The 16,578-nt window shown below is 65.4% G+C and carries 15 protein-coding genes; 4 read left to right on the plus strand and 11 right to left on the minus strand.

Features of this window, described 5'->3' with window-relative positions:
• Positions 1-39 precede the first annotated feature (39 nt).
• On the plus strand, positions 40-1,158 hold the full coding sequence (locus CH283_RS16215) for an NADH:flavin oxidoreductase/NADH oxidase (protein ID WP_176460275.1): 1,119 nt from the start codon (positions 40-42) through the stop codon (positions 1,156-1,158).
• A gap of 4 nt (positions 1,159-1,162) precedes the next feature.
• On the opposite strand, the gene CH283_RS16220 is transcribed toward CH283_RS16215, so the two are convergent.
• The 9 genes from CH283_RS16220 to CH283_RS16260 all read right to left on the minus strand — a co-directional run bounded on the left by CH283_RS16220 (position 1,163) and on the right by CH283_RS16260 (position 13,926).
• A complete protein-coding gene (locus tag CH283_RS16220) occupies positions 1,163-2,119 on the minus strand; it encodes a D-2-hydroxyacid dehydrogenase (protein ID WP_094640209.1) in 957 nt (318 codons plus the stop codon).
• Complete coding sequence (locus CH283_RS16225; protein ID WP_231911481.1) at positions 2,119-3,549, minus strand: MFS transporter; 1,431 nt, start codon at positions 3,547-3,549, stop codon at positions 2,119-2,121. The genes CH283_RS16220 and CH283_RS16225 overlap by 1 nt, the downstream gene beginning before the upstream one ends.
• A 114-nt stretch (positions 3,550-3,663) precedes the next feature.
• Positions 3,664-4,860, minus strand: coding sequence for a M20 family metallopeptidase (locus CH283_RS16230; RefSeq protein ID WP_094640210.1), 1,197 nt, complete (start codon positions 4,858-4,860; stop codon positions 3,664-3,666).
• On the minus strand, positions 4,857-6,149 hold the full coding sequence (locus CH283_RS16235; RefSeq protein ID WP_094640211.1) for an aminotransferase-like domain-containing protein: 1,293 nt from the start codon (positions 6,147-6,149) through the stop codon (positions 4,857-4,859). The genes CH283_RS16230 and CH283_RS16235 overlap by 4 nt, the downstream gene beginning before the upstream one ends.
• Positions 6,150-6,151: 2 nt before the next feature.
• Complete coding sequence (locus CH283_RS16240) at positions 6,152-7,330, minus strand: M24 family metallopeptidase (protein ID WP_176460303.1); 1,179 nt, start codon at positions 7,328-7,330, stop codon at positions 6,152-6,154.
• A gap of 223 nt (positions 7,331-7,553) precedes the next feature.
• Complete coding sequence (locus tag CH283_RS16245; protein WP_230596661.1) at positions 7,554-8,267, minus strand: GntR family transcriptional regulator; 714 nt, start codon at positions 8,265-8,267, stop codon at positions 7,554-7,556.
• Between the two features lie 15 nt (positions 8,268-8,282).
• Complete coding sequence (locus CH283_RS16250) at positions 8,283-9,755, minus strand: NAD-dependent succinate-semialdehyde dehydrogenase (protein ID WP_094640212.1); 1,473 nt, start codon at positions 9,753-9,755, stop codon at positions 8,283-8,285.
• On the minus strand, positions 9,752-12,607 hold the full coding sequence (locus CH283_RS16255; RefSeq protein WP_094640423.1) for an FAD-binding and (Fe-S)-binding domain-containing protein: 2,856 nt from the start codon (positions 12,605-12,607) through the stop codon (positions 9,752-9,754). Before CH283_RS16255 ends, CH283_RS16250 begins: the two co-directional genes overlap by 4 nt.
• A gap of 53 nt (positions 12,608-12,660) precedes the next feature.
• Positions 12,661-13,926 (minus strand): aspartate aminotransferase family protein, encoded by a 1,266-nt coding sequence (locus tag CH283_RS16260; RefSeq protein WP_068052448.1) that lies wholly within the window; start codon positions 13,924-13,926, stop codon positions 12,661-12,663.
• Positions 13,927-14,065: 139 nt separating this feature from the next.
• Between CH283_RS16260 and CH283_RS16265 the strand changes: the two genes are divergently transcribed.
• From CH283_RS16265 to CH283_RS16275, 3 genes are read left to right on the plus strand one after another with little or no spacing between them, the layout of a single operon-like run.
• The gene (locus tag CH283_RS16265) at positions 14,066-14,893 is read left to right on the plus strand and encodes a ribokinase (protein ID WP_373455150.1); all 828 of its coding nucleotides are present in this window, start codon (positions 14,066-14,068) and stop codon (positions 14,891-14,893) included.
• The gene (locus CH283_RS16270; RefSeq protein ID WP_094640214.1) at positions 14,890-15,348 is read left to right on the plus strand and encodes a helix-turn-helix transcriptional regulator; all 459 of its coding nucleotides are present in this window, start codon (positions 14,890-14,892) and stop codon (positions 15,346-15,348) included. Before CH283_RS16265 ends, CH283_RS16270 begins: the two co-directional genes overlap by 4 nt.
• A 9-nt stretch (positions 15,349-15,357) precedes the next feature.
• Positions 15,358-15,762 (plus strand): VOC family protein, encoded by a 405-nt coding sequence (locus CH283_RS16275; protein ID WP_068052456.1) that lies wholly within the window; start codon positions 15,358-15,360, stop codon positions 15,760-15,762.
• Between the two features lie 22 nt (positions 15,763-15,784).
• Here the strand turns inward: CH283_RS16275 and crcB (CH283_RS16280) are convergent, their stop codons facing one another.
• Together crcB (CH283_RS16280) and crcB (CH283_RS16285) are read right to left on the minus strand one after the other, a co-directional pair.
• Positions 15,785-16,159: a fluoride efflux transporter CrcB gene (crcB, locus tag CH283_RS16280; RefSeq protein ID WP_094640215.1), complete on the minus strand. Its 375-nt coding sequence runs from the start codon at positions 16,157-16,159 to the stop codon at positions 15,785-15,787.
• Positions 16,156-16,575, minus strand: a complete 420-nt coding sequence (crcB, locus tag CH283_RS16285; RefSeq protein WP_082898928.1) for a fluoride efflux transporter CrcB — start codon at positions 16,573-16,575, stop codon at positions 16,156-16,158. The genes crcB (CH283_RS16280) and crcB (CH283_RS16285) overlap by 4 nt, the downstream gene beginning before the upstream one ends.
• Between the last annotated feature and the right edge of the window lie 3 nt (positions 16,576-16,578).

The following is a 16,578-nucleotide window of genomic DNA, read 5'->3' on the forward strand; positions in this document are numbered from 1 at the left end:
CCGACCGTCGGCGCTGCCCGAAGACCGGAGGAACCCCTTGTGAGTGTGCTGTTCGAGCCTCTGACCCTGCGCAACGTCACCTTCCCGAACCGGGTGTGGATGGCACCGATGTGCCAGTACTCGGCCGACGAGGCGGGTGACAACGTCGGTGTCGCGGGCGACTGGCACCGCACCCACCTGGTGAGCCGGGCGATCGGCGGTGCCGGTCTGATCATCACCGAAGCCGCCGCCGTGAGCCCCGAGGGGCGCATCAGCCCGTCGGACCTGGGCATCTGGAACGACACCCAGGCCGATGCATTGGCAAAAATCGTCGCCGAGATCTCGTCCTTCGGAACCGTCCCGGGCATTCAGCTGGCACACGCGGGGCGCAAGGCGTCGACCGCTGCGCCCTGGGTGGGTGGCAAGTCCCTGCCCGCCGAGGACCCCCGAAGTTGGGAAACCGTCGGCCCCAGCGAGGTTGCGTTCGGTGACTACGCGAGCCCGCGGGAGGCGACGACCGAGGACATCGCGAAGATCGTCGACGACTTCCGGACCGCCGCCCAGCGTGCGCTGAGAGCAGGATTCCAGGTGGCCGAAGTGCACGGCGCGCACGGATACCTGCTGCACCAGTTTCTGTCTCCCGTCAGCAACACCCGTACCGACTCGTACGGCGGAGATTTCGCTAGCCGCACGCGTCTGCTGATCGAGGTCGTCGACGCCGTGCGTGAGGTGTGGTCCGAGGAGCTGCCGCTGTTCGTTCGCCTGTCGGCCACGGACTGGCTCGACGAGCCCGAGAACAGTGAGCATCCAGCCGAATTGGAGGCTGCGAGCTGGACGTCGGATCAAACTGTCGCGTTGTCGCAGATACTCACCGAGCACGGGGTGGATCTGGTCGACACCTCCACCGGAGGCAACGTGCACGCCACGATCCCGGTCGGTCCCGGCTACCAGGTTCCGTTCGCCCGGCGAATCCAGAACGAGACCACGATGCCGGCCGCTGCGGTCGGCATGATCACCGAACCCAAGCAGGCCGAAGACATCGTCTCGCTGGGCGAGGCAACGGCTGTACTGCTGGCACGCGAACTGCTGCGTGATCCGTACTGGCCGCGGCGCGCAGCTCGTGAACTCGGCGTCGAGATGCTCCCGGCCGTGGCACCGCAGTACGAGCGGGCCTACTGAGGGCTCACACCACGAACCCGAGCTTCTTGTCCACCACGTTGCGCAGCGGTTCGCCTCTGAAATGCCGAAGTGCGTTGTCCACGAACAACTCCGCGAGCCGCTGCTTCCACCCGGAGGCATCACCGCTCATGTGCGGGGTGACGATGACGTTCTCGGCCGTCCACAACGGGTGGTCGGCCGAGAGCGGCTCGGTGTCGAACACATCGAGTGCGGCCCCAGCGATGTGCCCGGTGGCGAGGTGTGCCAGCAGTGCATCGGTATCGAGCAACTCCCCACGGCCGACGTTGATCACCCGGGATCCGGGCTTCATCGCGGCCAACACCGCGTCGTCGACAAGTCCCCTCGTCTGTTCGGTGAGTGGCGCGACGAGCACCAGATAGTCGGCTCGGTCTGCCACGGAACCCAAATCGTCGCTGGCGTATACGGTTCCGAAATCGCGATCACCCTCTCGCTGTGTTCGCCCCACGCCCGAGACCGACATCCCCACTGCAGTGAGCATGGTGGCGATGGCCCGACCGATCGCTCCTGTTCCCACGATCATCGCGTGGGCACCGTCGATTCGTTCGGTCTCGCGATGCTGCCAGACCTTCGATTGCTGCAGTGCGCGAGAACGTTCGGAGTCCTTGGCGAACGCGAGGATCTGCGCCAGCACGAACTCCGCGATCGGCCGATCGAATACGCCCCGCGAATTGGTCACGATCACATCGGAATCGACCAACTCGTCGAACATCAACGAGTCGACGCCTGCCGCGGCGATGTGTATCCATTTCAGCGAGCCGCAGCGGGGCCACGCGGATCGGACTGCGGGAGAGAAGAAGTCCCACAACAGCAGCGCGTCGGCCCCGTCGACCGCATCACCGAGGGTGTCGGCGGTGGCGTACCGGACGTCAGCGACCTCCTCGACGGAGTCGAGACCGTCGGGAAGGTCGCCGGCGTGCAGAACGACGAGAACAGGTGCCACTACTTCTTCTTGTATCCGACGAGTTCGACGCCGGACGCGGCCACCTCGTCGTCGTTGTCACCGGGGCACTGGGTTCCGCGCAACGAGCGGCCTGCGGTTTCCGGCATCAGCAGAATCGGCACGAAGGCGATGGCAGCCGCGATCATCATGTACCAACCCGGAACCAGGTTCGATCCGGTTCGGTCGATCAGGAACGTCAGGATCAGCGGAGCCGTACCGCCGAAGAGCGCCGTCGAGACGTTGTACCCGATGGCGAACGCTCCGTAACGCACCTGAGTCGGGAACAGTGCTGGCAGGGTCGACGACACACAGGAGCACATGATCACCAGCAACACTCCGAGACCGAGCAGGCCGACGCTCTGGCCGATCAGTCCGGTGTTGATGATCAGCAGGAACAGCGGAACGCTGAACACGAAGTACCCGATGCAGGCCGCCAGCAGCAACGGCTTTCGGCCCACTCGGTCGGACAGCGCACCGATGGGGTTGATGATCGCCATCATGATGATCATGATCGCCACGAGGGTGAAGTTGGACTGAGTCGTACTGTGCCCCAACGTGTCGCTGAGATACGAGGGCAAGAACGTCAGCACCGTGTAGTAGGCGATGTTGAGCAGCAGCACGAATCCCATCAGGATCAGGATCCGCTGCCAGTACGTCATCGTGGTCTTGAGCGAGGCCATGGCCCCACCTGCGCCTTCCTCGACCGTACCGCCGTCTTCCTTGGCCTCGGCGAACACGGGAGAATCCTCGAGCCGGGTACGCAACCACAGTGCGACGATGCCGAGCGGCAGAGTCACCAGGAACGGGATTCGCCAGCCCCACGCCTCCATCGTTTCGTCGCCGAGCGCGACGTTGAGCAGGGTGCACAGCGTGGCACCGCCCACGGTTCCTGCGAGGGTGCCGAATTCGAGGAACGATCCGAAGAATCCGCGGCGCTTGTCCGGCGCGTATTCGGCCATGAACACAGCTGCGCCGCCGTATTCACCACCGGTGGAGAAGCCCTGCACCAATCGGCAGACGAGCAGCAGCAGCGGTGCGGCGATGCCGATGGTGTCGAAGGTCGGCAGCACGCCGATGGTCGCCGTCGCCAACGTCATCATCGAGACGGTCAGAACCAAGACCTTCTGGCGGCCGATGCGGTCTCCGAGTGGGCCGAGCACGATGCCGCCGATGGGGCGAATGATGAACGACGCGGCCAGCACGGCGAACGTGGAGAGCAGGCTTGCTCCCCCGTCCTCGGACGGGAAGAAGTTGGCGGCGATGTACACGGCCAGGTAGCCGTACACCGCGTAGTCGAACCACTCGACGGCGTTACCGAGCGCGGATCCGCCGATGGCGCGATGGAGAACCTTGGTCTCGTCCGGGCTCAGAGTGTCGGTGCTCGGGGGATATCCGGTCGGCGATGCTGCCGACCCTGATTTTTCGGTCACGGTCGAAATACCTCTCGCTTTTGTGGTCAAAGTGGAGCGTCGGTGTGGTACTTCGCAGCGTTCGACATTACGACGATGCGGAACATACGGTTCGGCCCACCCCCTCGTGCAACGCTAAAGCGCTGGTAGCGCAGCAATTCTGGTGGCGATCAACGCGTACGCCCTTGCGCTGTCGGTCAATTGCTGCACGGCGACGGACTCGTCCGGCCGATGTGCTTGGCTTTCGATCTCCCCCGGACCGAGCACGACGGTCTTGATACCCATCAGCTGTGCCACGAAACCACCATCGCACGATGCGGTCCAGATGTCAGTCGAACGTGCAGATCCGGTGTCGAGGACCGATTGCACTGCGGTGGTGACCAATCCATCGTTCACGCTGGTCAGAAAGCCCGGCATCTCCATCGCGATTCCGATGCGAACGTCGATGTCGCCGCCGGTCAGGCCGGCCGATTCGATGCGCGATCGCAGGTCGCCGACGACACCGGCAGCGCTCTCTCCCGGTACCAGACGGCGGTCGACGGTGAGCACGCAGCGATCGGCGACCATCGATGTGCCGGTGCCTCCTGTTATCGTCCCCACGTTCCACGTGGCCGGACCCAGATCGGGGTCGGGGTTGGCATCCAACTCGGCCTGGGAGCCCTCGATGATCCCGATGATGCGCGCTGCCGCGGAAATTGCGTTGGCCCCGTTGCGCGGCTGCCCCGCATGCGCGGAACGGCCACGCACCTCTATCTCCAGGTTCGCCGCCCCTCGGCATCCGACGATGGTGACCAGGTCCGTCGGCTCTGCCACCACGCAGCAGCTGTAGTTCGGGTGCGGAAGCGCGTCGACGAATGCTCGGATACCGAGACCGGTGTCCTCCTCGTCGACCAGACACGCCAAGGTCATCGGATACTCGTCCGCGAGACCGGCGCGATGCACTGCGGTCATCGCCGCGACCACTGCGGCCAGGCCGCCTTTCATGTCGCAGGCCCCGCGGCCGACAATTCGGCCGTCTCGAACGACCGCGGAGAACGGATCGGTGGTCCAGCCCGTACCCGCCGGAACCACGTCCGAGTGGCCGACGAACAGCACTCCCGGCCGTTCGTCGGATCCTATGGACACGATGACGTTGGGTCGCCCCGGAGCCACCTCGACAGTCCGAACGTCGAATCCCAGTGCGCGACAGTGCTCGGCGAGCACCTTCGCAGTCTTCTCCTCGGTGTCGCCGGGGTTCTCGCCACCGGCATCGATCAATGCCGCAGTCAGAGAGACGATCTCGTGCTCGTCGATCGAACTGAGAAGAGCGCCTTCGGACGTCGAAACGGTCATCGGGTGGGATCGGAGGCGAGCAGGTGCTTCGACTTGTCCACCGCTGCCGCCAGCCGTCTGATTCCCTCGTCGATGCGTTCGGGCGTCGACGAGGCGAAGCACAGCCGCAACGAATCGTGGAACTTCCCACCCACCGACAACGCCGGCCCGGGTATGTAGGCCACACCCTCTGCCAGTGCCGTCTCGAACAGGTCCTGCGTCGAGAAGTCGACGTCGTTGCCGCGCAACGTCGCCCAGAGAAAGAACCCTCCCTCGGGGTCCGTCGTGGACATCGACTCGCCGAAGTACTTGTCGATGCTGTTCTGCATCGCGACCTTGCGGGGCAGGTACACCGAGGCCAACGATCGAAGATGCTCGTCGAGCAGGCCGCGCCGGATGTACTCGGCCACCATCCGCTGACCGGGCAGGTTGGTGCACGTGTCCATGGCCTGCTTGGCGTTGACGATCAACTGCCGTGCCTCCGGGGCAGCGTCCACCCATCCCACGCGCAGGCCAGGGGCGATCATCTTGGAGAAGGTCCGCACCGAGAAGATCAACGGGTCGTTGGGACTGAGCGTGCCGAAACTGGGAATCGGATCACCCGAGAAGCGGAGCAGGCCGTACGGATCGTCGTCGAGAATCACCGATCCCCACCGGTGCGCCAGCTCGATCAGCAGCTGTCGGCGCTCGAGCGACAGGGTGACCCCGGACGGGTTCTGGAAGTTGGGAATCACGTAGATCATCTTCGGCACTCGACCAGCACGCTCGACGAGCTCCGGCAATGCCTCGACGATGAGGCCGTCACTGTCCATCGGGGCCTCGAGGATGTCGCCTCCGTAGCTGAGCACGGTGGCGGTTCCGTTGGTGTACGTGGGACTTTCGACGATCACCAGGTCGCCCGGATCGACGAACAGCTTGCACGCGATGTCGAGCCCCTGCATTCCGCCGGAGGTGATCACCACTCGCTCGTGGGACGTGGGTTCGCCGACCGAATCGAGGTACGAGAGCAACGCGTCGAGCAAGCCCGGATCGCCCTCGGTGGCACCGTAGTCGAACGCGTCGGCAGTCAGTACGCTGCCGGCGATCTCGGTGAACGCAGCGGCCGGAACGGTCTCGGCTGCAGGAGATCCCATGGCAAATCTGACGATGTCGTGCTTCTGTGCAGCGAGGAGCGATGTCGAGGAATCGATCACCGATCCCACCAGTTTGTCGGTCCGCAGGGCCCAGGGAATGGCAGGAGTGGAGCCTGCGGAACGACTTTGGGTGGCAGGAGTGGAGCCTGCGGAACGACCCTTCGTTGATGCGGTCATGCTCACTCCTTCGTCAGTAGTTCTCGGGGGTATGCGGTGAAGGTTTCGAGGCCGGTTTCGGTGACGCGAACGGCCTCGGATACCTCGTATCCGTAGTCGTCCATCCACATTCCGCCGATGATGTGGAAGGTCATGTTCTCGGCGAGCACTGTCTCGTCGTCGGTGCGTAGGCTCACGGTGCGCTCACCCCAGTCGGGTGCGTAGGCGATGCCTATCGAGTAGCCGATGCGCGACGGTTTGTGCAGTCCGTGCTTGGCCAGGCTCGTGTTCCATACCTGTGCCAGTTCGGTCGCGGTGACGCCCGCCTGCACGGTCGCGAGCACGTCGTTCAGTGCTTCTCCGGTGGACTTGGCGAGGTAATCCATACGCGGACTCGGCTTTCCGAGCACGATCGTGCGCGCCATGGGGATGTGGTAGCGCCGAAACACTCCGGCCAGTTCGACGACGGTGGTCTCGCCGCGCACGAAGGGTTGATGCGACCAGGTCAGATGTGGGGTGTCGGCTCCGGCACCGGTGGGCAGCATCGGGACGATGGCCGGATGGTCGCCGCCGAACTCCTCGGTGCCGCGTACCTGTGCGTTCATGATGGCCGCGGCCGCGTCGCACTGCCGTTCACCGACCGAGATCGATTGGTACGCAGCCGACATCGCCGATTCGCAGACTTTCGCGGCACCGCGCATCAGGGCGATCTCCGCGGGCGATTTGACCACGCGCACCCAGTTGATGAGCTCGTAGGAGTCGGTGAAGCGATATTCGGGCAGTGACTTCACGAGTGCCTCGAAAGCCTTGGGACTGAAGTAGTACGAGTCCATCTCCAGCCCCACCTGGCCGTGCTCGAAGTTGTTCACCAGTCCCAGTTCGCGCAGTTTCGCGGCTACCCAGACGAACGGGTGCGTGTCCTTGCGCTGCACGAACGTTTCGGGGTAGCCGAATGTTCGATCCTGCGGAAGCCACGACGTGCGGAACGCGCCGTTGGCGTCCATCTCGCGGGCGAAGAAATACATCTCTCCCTCGAGGGGCACGTACAGCATCTGCGGGGTGTAGAACGAGAGCGCGTTGTATCCGAGCAGGTAGTAGAGGTTCGCTGGATCGGTGACGATGAGCGCGGTGAGGTTCTGCGCTGCCATCCGCTCGCGGACGGCAGCGAGCCGGAAGGCGTACTCCTCGTCGGTGAACGTGATCGGCGTGCTGTTCGGAACATCGGGGTACCGAGCGAGGCCGGGAGCGGCCCGTCCTGTGGTCTCGTCGGGTCCGAGTGCGGTGACGTAGGCGGCGTCGGGTGAGTCGTTCACGGGCACCCCCTTCAATGAGGTCGGTTTAGTAGATTGTTGACAATCAGGCTAGGCGCTGGCGTGAGAGGTTCGCAAGACTTCGGATGTAAATGCTGTGTTGCCGGACCGGCGACTATCCAGGAGTGGCCAGTGCCGAGTGTTCGGCCTGCTCTTCGACCATGGCACGGGTCAGGTCGTGGATGGCGGTGTCCATGTGCTCGTGCACGCCCTTTTCCAGTGCGTCCCAATCCGATCCGAGCAACAGGTCGACGATCAGCTGGTGTTCCTCCACCAACGCCTCCGGCCGGTAGTACGCAGTTTCGAGGTTGGCCATGCAGATACGTGCCTCCGCCGCGAGCGTGGCGTACATGCGCGACATTCGGCTGTTGCGCGTCGCCGCGACCAGTGCGGTGTGAAACGCCAGATCCCGTTCGGCAAGACCTCGCCAATCCGCCCGATCGATGAACGGCTGCATCTGCATCACGATGGCCGAGAGCTCGTCGGCAGCCGACACCAGGCGCGCACGGTCCCCGTGCACCAGAGTCCACGCGGCACCGACCTCGATGGCCGCGCGGGATTCGTAGATCTCGGTGACATCCTCACTGCTCAGCTCGACGACGAACACGCCGCGATTTCGGTAGCTGACGAGCAGCCCCTCCTGATTGAGGCGCTGCAGCGCCTCCCGCACCGGTCCCCGCGAGATCTCGAGTTCCGCGGCGACGTTGGCCTCGTTGATCTGCTCCCCGGGGGCGTAGGACCCGTCGATGATGCGGTCGCGAATCTGGTCGGCAATGACCATCGACGTGTTGCGTGCGTCGATGGGCGTCAATCGTCTCGAACTGGGCATGATCGAAAACCTCTCTCAGCCTCGGGGAATGGCGAAGTATTTGTACTCCAGAAACTCGTCTATTCCGACTTTTCCGCCCTCACGGCCGAGTCCGGACTGTTTGACGCCACCGAACGGCGCAGCCGGATTGGACACCAGACCCGTGTTGAGGCCGACCATTCCCACCTCGAGGCGCTCCCCCATCCGCAGAGCCCGGTCGATGTCCTGGGTGAAGACATATCCGACGAGTCCCCATTCGGTGTCGTTCGCGAGGGCGATCACCTCGTCCTCGGTGTCGAACGGGACGATTGCGGCCACCGGTCCGAAGATTTCCTGGGACATCAGATCCGACGCCGCATCGACATCGGTGAGGACCGTCGGCGGGTAGAAGTAGCCGGGTCCGTTCGGAGCCGCTCCCCCGACGATCGCACGTGCGCCACGCCCGAGGGCGTCGTCGACGAGTGTCTGCACCTTGGCGCGGCCCGCCTCGTCGATCAGCGGACCCACCTCGGTTCCGTGTGCGCTACCGGCACCCACCGACAGCGCACCCATGCGCTCGGCGAGCTTGTCCGCGAACTGCGCTGCGACACTGCGGTGTACGAAGAACCGGTTGGCGGCGGTGCACGCCTCACCCATGTTGCGCATCTTGGCGACCATCGCACCGTCCACGGCGCGGGCGAGGTCGGCGTCGTCCATGACGATGAAGGGTGCGTTGCCGCCGAGCTCCATCGAGGTGCGCATCACCGTCGACGCAGCTTGCTCGAGCAGAATCTTGCCCACCGCAGTCGATCCGGTGAAGCTGATCTTGCGGGCCGCACCGCTGCTCATCCACGAGCCCACGACACCCGACGCGTCGGTGGTGGTCACGACGTTGACCACTCCCGCCGGAACACCCGCGTCGTGCAGGATTTCCGCCAGGGCCAGTGCGGTCAGCGGCGTCTGCTCGGCGGGCTTGAACACCACGGTGCAGCCTGCGGCCAACGCCGGTCCGATCTTCCGAGTTCCCATGGCCAACGGGAAGTTCCACGGAGTGACGAGAATGCACGGCCCCACCGGTGCCCGGGTGACCACGATGCGGTTCTTGCCGTCTCCGGTAAGGGTGTGATCGCCCGAGATGCGCACCGCTTCCTCGGAGAACCAGCGGAAGAACTCGGCACCGTACGCCACCTCACCACGAGCGTCGGCCAGTGGCTTGCCCATTTCCGCGGTGATGATCTCAGCGAGCTCCTCCTGCCGCGCCATGATCAATTCGTATGCTCTGCGCAGGATTTCGCTGCGTGCCCGCGGCGCAGTCGCGGCCCAGTCGGCGGCGGCATCGACCGCTGCGGCCATGGCGTTCTCGGCATCGACGATGCCGCCGTCGGCGACCCTGGCGATGACCTCGCCGCTGGCAGGATCGACGACATCGAACCGGGCATCGGATGCAGCGGCGGTCCACGCGCCTCCGACGAACAGTTCGGTCGGAGCAGTGATCTCCGGACGCGTGAGGCTGGTCGAGCTGGCGGTCATGGCCGCGGTCCTTTCGTCGAACGTGGATCGAGTATCTGCGCCAGGTGTACGGACGCATCGCTGGTCAGGTCACCGGTGAGTTGACGCACCTGCATGTGGCAGGAGAATCCGTCGGTCAGAATCGGGGTATCGGGCTCGGCGGCGCGAACCGCCGGGGCGAGGGCCTGCTCGGCCACGGCCATGCTGAGCTCGTAGTGCCGAGACTCGAAGCCGAAGTTTCCTGCGACCCCGCAGCATCCGGTGGCCTCGCGCACCGCCTCGATACCGACGGCGGCCAACGCCGTGCGCTGGGTGGCGTTGCCGAACACCGCGTATTCGTGGCAATGGGTCTGCACCGTCACCGATTCGGGAACCTCGGCCGAGGGCACCCACCCGGCAGCGGCCTGGTCGATCACCGCGCCGGCGAAACTCTGCACCCGCGCCGCGACCCGTCTCGCGGCCGCGGTGGGAACCAGCTCCGGCATGTCCTTGCGGAACGCCGCGGCGCAGCTCGGTTCGGTGACGACGATGGGTCGGTCGGTGCCGTCGTCCAGTGCAGCAACGGCTTTCGTGAGGTGCTTGCGGGCGGCCTTCAGCTGGCCAGTCGAAATCCAGGTCAGGCCACAGCACACGTCGGTCCGGCATTCGGTGCTGCGGCCGGAATCCTCGAGCACGCGCTGCGCTGCGCCCGCGACCTCGGGCCGAAAACCCTGGGTGAACGTGTCGACCACCAACACCACGTCGGCGGCGCGGCCTCCACCGATCCGTATCTCGTCAGCAAGTTCATTCGCCGACGCGAAGCGCGGCAGCGGCCGCTCGGTGGTGAGCCCACCGAGTCGAGCGGCCAGCGCCGCGATGCGCGGGGTGAGCAGACGGTTGAGCAGCGGTGCCGTTCGCTGTGTCACCTTCAGCCAGCGAGGCAACCAGCCCAGCGAATAGTGCGAGAGCGGCCGCAGTCGCCCCGCATAGTGATGATCGAGGAACTCGGACTTGTACGTCGCCATGTCCACGCCGACCGGACAATCCGACGAACAGGCCTTGCAGGACAGACACAGGTCGAGCGATTCGGCTACGTCCTTCGATGCCCATCCGTCGGCTACGGTCGGCGAACTGCGCACCATCTCCTGCAGCACTCGGGCCCGGCCGCGCGTCGAATCCTTCTCGTCGCCGGTCGCCCGGAAACTGGGGCACATGACGCCGCCCGACGTCGTACGACACTTGCCGACACCGACACACGACTGAGTGGCGTGGACGAACGGATCCAGATCTGCCCGCGTTCCGATCTGGTGCAGATCGAAGGTCGTCTTCCATTCCCGCTGCGGGATGCCCTGCAGCATGAGGTTGTCCATCATCGGTTCCGGATCGGTGATCGAACCCGGGTTGAGAATCCCGCGGGGATCCCAGATGCGCTTGAACCGCGCGAAGGCGTCGAGCATGCGCGGTGAGTACATCACCGGGAGCAGTTCCGACCGGGCCCTGCCGTCACCGTGCTCGCCCGACAGGCTGCCCCCGTGCTTGACCACCACCCGCGCGGCGGCGCGCAGGAAGTCGTACATCACCCGTCGTCCGGCGTCGGTGCGCTGATCGAACGTGATGCGCACGTGCATGCAGCCCGCACCGAAGTGTCCGTACATCACGCCGGTCAGATCGTGTTCGGCCAGAAGCGAATTCAGGTCGGCGAGGTAGGCGGACAGGTTCTCGGGTGCGACGGCGGCGTCCTCCCAGCCACCCCAGGACTCGACTCCGCTGGCGAGTCGAGTCGCCAGACCTGCGCCGTCCTCACGTACTCGCCACAGCGCTGTTCGATCGGCCGGGTCGGTGACGATGCGGCCTTCCTTCACGCGGCCGAGACGACCGAGCGCCTCGAGCAGACGGGCCGCTTTGTCCTCGACCTCGGCCGCATCGGCCCCGTCGAGATCGACGTAGAGCCACGCGTTTCCCGCAGGCAGACCGCGGATGGAATCCGGTCCGCGCCGGTACTCCATCGTCTGAGCGATGTTGTCGTCGATGCCCTCCACCGCGGCAGGCGAGAACTCGAGGATGGCCGTCACGTCGGCGGCAGCAGCCACCACGTTCTCGTATCCGAGGCAGAGCAACAACGCCGCCGGAGGCACGGGAACAACGGCGACGGTGACCGAAACGATCACCGCGCACGTGCCCTCGCTCCCGACGAGTGCACGAGCAACGTCGAATCCGTTCTCGGGCAGTAGATGCGAGAGGTGAAATCCGGACACCTGTCGCGGTATGCGGCCCAACTCGACTCTGAAGAGCGCGAGGTTGTCGGCCGCGAGCGACTGCAACTCGCGCGAGATACGTTCGGCTGCATCGGTTGCCGCCGCATCCTCCGAACGCACTGCCTCCACACCGCTACGGGTCACCCGAAGTAGGTGCCCGTCGGCGGTGACCACGTCCATGGCCACCGTGTGGTCGGCTGTTCGTCCGTAGCGCACCGAGTGATTGCCGCACGCGTCGTTGCCGACTGCCCCGCCCACCGTCGCGCGTGTCTTGCTGGACGGGTCGGGTGCGAAGGTGAACGTCCCCGAGGTGCGCGCCACCAGTTCACGCTGCAACTCCGAGATCACGATTCCCGGCTCCACCACCGCGGTCCGCGCGTCGGTGTCCACCGAGATCACGCGATTCATGTGGCGGGAGAAGTCGATCACGATTCCGCGGCCGATCGCGTTGCCAGCCATGGACGTTCCGCCGCCGCGGCCGATCACTGCGACACCCGCGGCCCCGCACAGCATCATCACGGAGGCAACCTCGTCGGCGCTACGGGGGAAGACCACAGCCGCAGGCGGAATTCGGTAGTTCGAGGCGTCGTAGGAGTACTCGGCGAGCCGTCGAGACGAATCGTCGATCTCGATACCCATCTCCAGCACTCGCTGCACGAGTGCCGGCACCGGGGACCGCACCGGAGCAGACGTCACAGTACGTTCTTCAGCGTGCGCGACAACGCGTCCAGGCCCTGCCGCATCTCGTCGTCGCTCACGATCAGCGCCGGGATGATCCGGACCACGTTGCCGAGCGCGCCGCAGGTCAGCAGCAACAACCCCTCGTCGATCGCACCCTGCTGCACGCGCAGGGCGGCCGCAGCATCGGGATTGCCTGCGCTGTCGACGAATTCGAGTGCCTGCATCAGGCCGAGTCCACGTGCATCACCGATGGCGGAGTGCTCGGACTTCAGTGCCAACAGGCCGTCGAGCAGAACTCGGCCCTGCGCGGCAGCGTTGTCGACCAGACCTTCCTCACGCACGACGTCGAGCGTGGCGACACCCGCGGCAGCGGCGACGGCATTGCCGCCGTACGTGCCGCCCTGCGACCCGGGCCACGCCTTGCCCATCAACTCCGTCGACGCCGCGATGGCCGAGATCGGGAATCCACTGGCCAGACCTTTCGCGGTGATGACGATGTCGGGCGTGATGGTCGAATGTTGGTGGCCCCAGAACTTTCCGGTGCGCCCGACTCCTGCTTGGACCTCGTCGACGATGAGGACGATCCCGTGGGTGTCCGCCCGTTCGCGAAGTCCCTCGAGAAACTCGGGAGGCGTGGGCAGGTAACCGCCGTCACCGAGTACCGGTTCGATGATGAACGCAGCGGTGTCTGCGGGGCTGGACATCGTCATCAGCAGGTAGTCGAGTTCCTTGAGCGCAAAGGCGACCGCGGTGTCCATGTCCCAGCCGTACCGGAAGGCGTAGGGGAACGGTGCTATGTGCACTCCGCCCATGATCGGTGAGAATCCGGAACGGAACTTGGTGCCCGCGGTGGTCAACGACGCGGCCGCTACCGTGCGTCCGTGGAACCCCCCGTGAAAGGCGATGATGTTGGGCCGTCCGGTTGCCATGCGCGCCAACCGAATCGATGCCTCGACGGCCTCGGACCCGGAGTTCGCGTAGAACACGCTGTCCAGCCCCGCGGGCAACACCTCGCCGAGCTTGTCGGTCAGCGCCAGAAGCGGCTGATGCATGACGGTCGTGTACTGCGCGTGGATGATCTTGCCCACCTGCTCGCGCGCGGCCTCGACCACGCGGGGATGGCAGTGCCCGGTACTGGTGACGCCGATACCGGTGGTGAAGTCGAGGTACTTGCGCCCGTCCGTGCCGATGATCCAGCTGCCCTTTCCGTGATCGACGACGATCGGGGTCGCCTGCTTGAGTGCCGGGCTGAGGTGGGTGCGAGTCGACGCTGTCATGGGTGCCATCGTCACTCACCGAATTCAGATTGTCAACAATCTGCAATTGGCAGTTCGGGGTCAGGGCCGACTACCGGAGCGATACAGTTCGTCGGTGTCCGCTTCGAACCCCCGCATCGTCGTTCTCGGCAGCATCAACATGGATCTGATCACCCGGACCCCCTCCCTGCCCGACCCCGGCGAAACAGTGCTGGGCACATCGTTCACCACCTCACCGGGCGGCAAAGGCTCCAACCAGGCCATCGCCGCCGCCAAGGCCGGCGTTCCGGTGTCGTTCATCGGAGCGGTCGGAGACGACGAATTCGGTGAGACACTGCGCCGAACACTGTCCAGCGCGGGCGTGGACGACCGAGCGCTGCGTACGGCACCGGGTTCGAGCGGAATTGCCGCCATTTCCGTCGATGATCACGCCGAGAACAGCATCGTCGTCGTCCCCGGGGCGAACGAACACGTTCGGGACCTCACCGACAACGACCTCGCCGTCATCTCCGACGCCGCTATCCTGTTGTGTCAGTTGGAAATTCCGCTCGATACCGTGGTGACTGCATTCGAGTACGCCCGCTCTCGCGGCGTGGTGACGATACTCAACCCGTCACCGGTTCAGGATCTGCCCGACGCCCTGGTGGCGGCCACCGACGTGCTCGTGGTCAACGAAGCCGAGGAAGCCCGTCTCGGAAACCGAGTGAACGAAGTGGCGCACGTGATCACCACACTCGGTGCCAGAGGCGCTCGATACCGCGGCTCGGAATCGTTCGAGGTCGCCGCTCCGCGCGTCGACGCCGTCGATACCACCGGGGCCGGGGACGCATTTGCCGGAGCACTGGCCGCGTCCTGGTTCGACGGCCCACGTAAGGCCGTCCAATGGGCCTGCGCTGCGGGATCTTTCGCCGCGACTAGACCGGGTGCGAGTACGTCCTCCGGTACTCGCGAGGACATCGACGCACTCCGAGATACGGCCGCAGGATGAATGCCCCCGACCTCGAGGAGCTCCAACTTCTACGTCGCGCGCGAGACCGGATGGATCGCGAATTCGCCGAGCCACTCGACGTCCCCACGCTGGCCCGCACGGCACTGATGTCCACCGCGCACTTCGGTCGCCGCTTCCGCGAGGCCTACGGCGAGACGCCCTACGCACATCTGATGACTCGACGGATCGAACGCGCCAAGGCCTTGCTGCGCCGCGGCGATGTGACCGTGACCGAGGCGTGCTTCGCGGTGGGCTGTACCAGTCTCGGATCGTTCAGTTCGCGGTTCACCGAGATCGTCGGCGAGACGCCGAGCGCATACCGCGCCCGCGACCACCGCGACAGCCGGGCGGTGCCGACGTGCACGGCCATGATTCTGGGTCGGCCGATGCGCGGCACCGTGGCTGCCACCAAATCGAGCAGAATCGAAGAAGCATCGAGGGTCGGGGCGTCCTAGCATTTCCCCATGTCACTTTCACTGAGCCACGTACACGTCTATACCGACGACCCCGATGCCTCGTTGGCGTTCTATCGCGACGCTCTGGGACTCGAGGTCAAGAGCGAGGTCGCCAACGACGGCTACCGCTGGATCACTCTGTCCACCGACGACCAACCCGAGATCGAGATCGTACTGTCGCAGCCCCACGCGGGCCGGTCGCAGGAACTCGGCGATCAGATCGCGGCCCTGCTCGCCAAGGGCGAGCTTCCGGGCCTGCTGTTTCGTGCCGACGACCTCGACGCGGCCTTCGAGAGAATTCGCGCGGCGGGCACCGCCGAGATTCTGCAGGAGCCGACGAGTCAGCCGTGGGGTGCGCGCGACGCGGCATTCCGTGACCCCGCCGGCAACATGGTGCGCGTCAGCCAGGCATGAATTCGTCCTCGCGTCGACCGTCCTACATCGACGACGCGAGCGCCAGGCCGCCTGCGCACGCGAGCACGGACGCGAGCACGGTGACTGTCACGTTGACGGCGGCATCGCGTCGACGCCCCTGCTGTAGCAACCGCACCGTCTCGACACTCGCCGTGCTGAACGTGGTGTACCCGCCGCAGAACCCGGTACCGATGACGGCTTGAACGTCGGTGGAGCCGGCTCGGAACATCACCCATCCGGCCAGCACACCCAGCAGAAACGATCCGGACACGTTGATGCCGACCGTCGCCCAGGGAAAGCTCGTCCGCGCCGCGAGAGAAGACTTCACTTCAGCGTCGACGACGAAGCGAAAGACTGCCCCCAACCCGCCGGCCGCCGCGATCCACAGCGCGATCATCGAATCACCCTGCCTGCCAACACGATTCCAGCCCAGGCTGCAAGTATTCCGAGAATCACGCTGACCACTGCGTACGCCAATGCCAGCCCGGTGAACCCACCTCGAATCCCGTCCACCGTCTCGAGGGCGAAGGTGCTGTACGTGGTGAACGCACCGCAGAAACCGGTACCGAGCAGCAGCCGTAACCTGCGCCGAACTCCTGCGTCGGGCCCGCCGCGAACCAGCGACTCGAGCAGAAGTCCGAGCACGAACGCACCGGCGATGTTGATCCCGAAGGTGGCCGTCGGCCATTGCGACGCCGAATGCGGAAGCTGCTCCTCGATCACGTAGCGGACAGCCGTGCCCGCCGCACCGCCGACGAACACCACGGCCAGTGCCCAGAGGTGACGGTGAACGGGGCCCTGGTCGGCCGGCATCGA

This window comes from Rhodococcus sp. 05-2254-2 (assembly GCF_002259095.1).
In the GTDB taxonomy this organism is placed as follows: domain Bacteria; phylum Actinomycetota; class Actinomycetes; order Mycobacteriales; family Mycobacteriaceae; genus Rhodococcoides.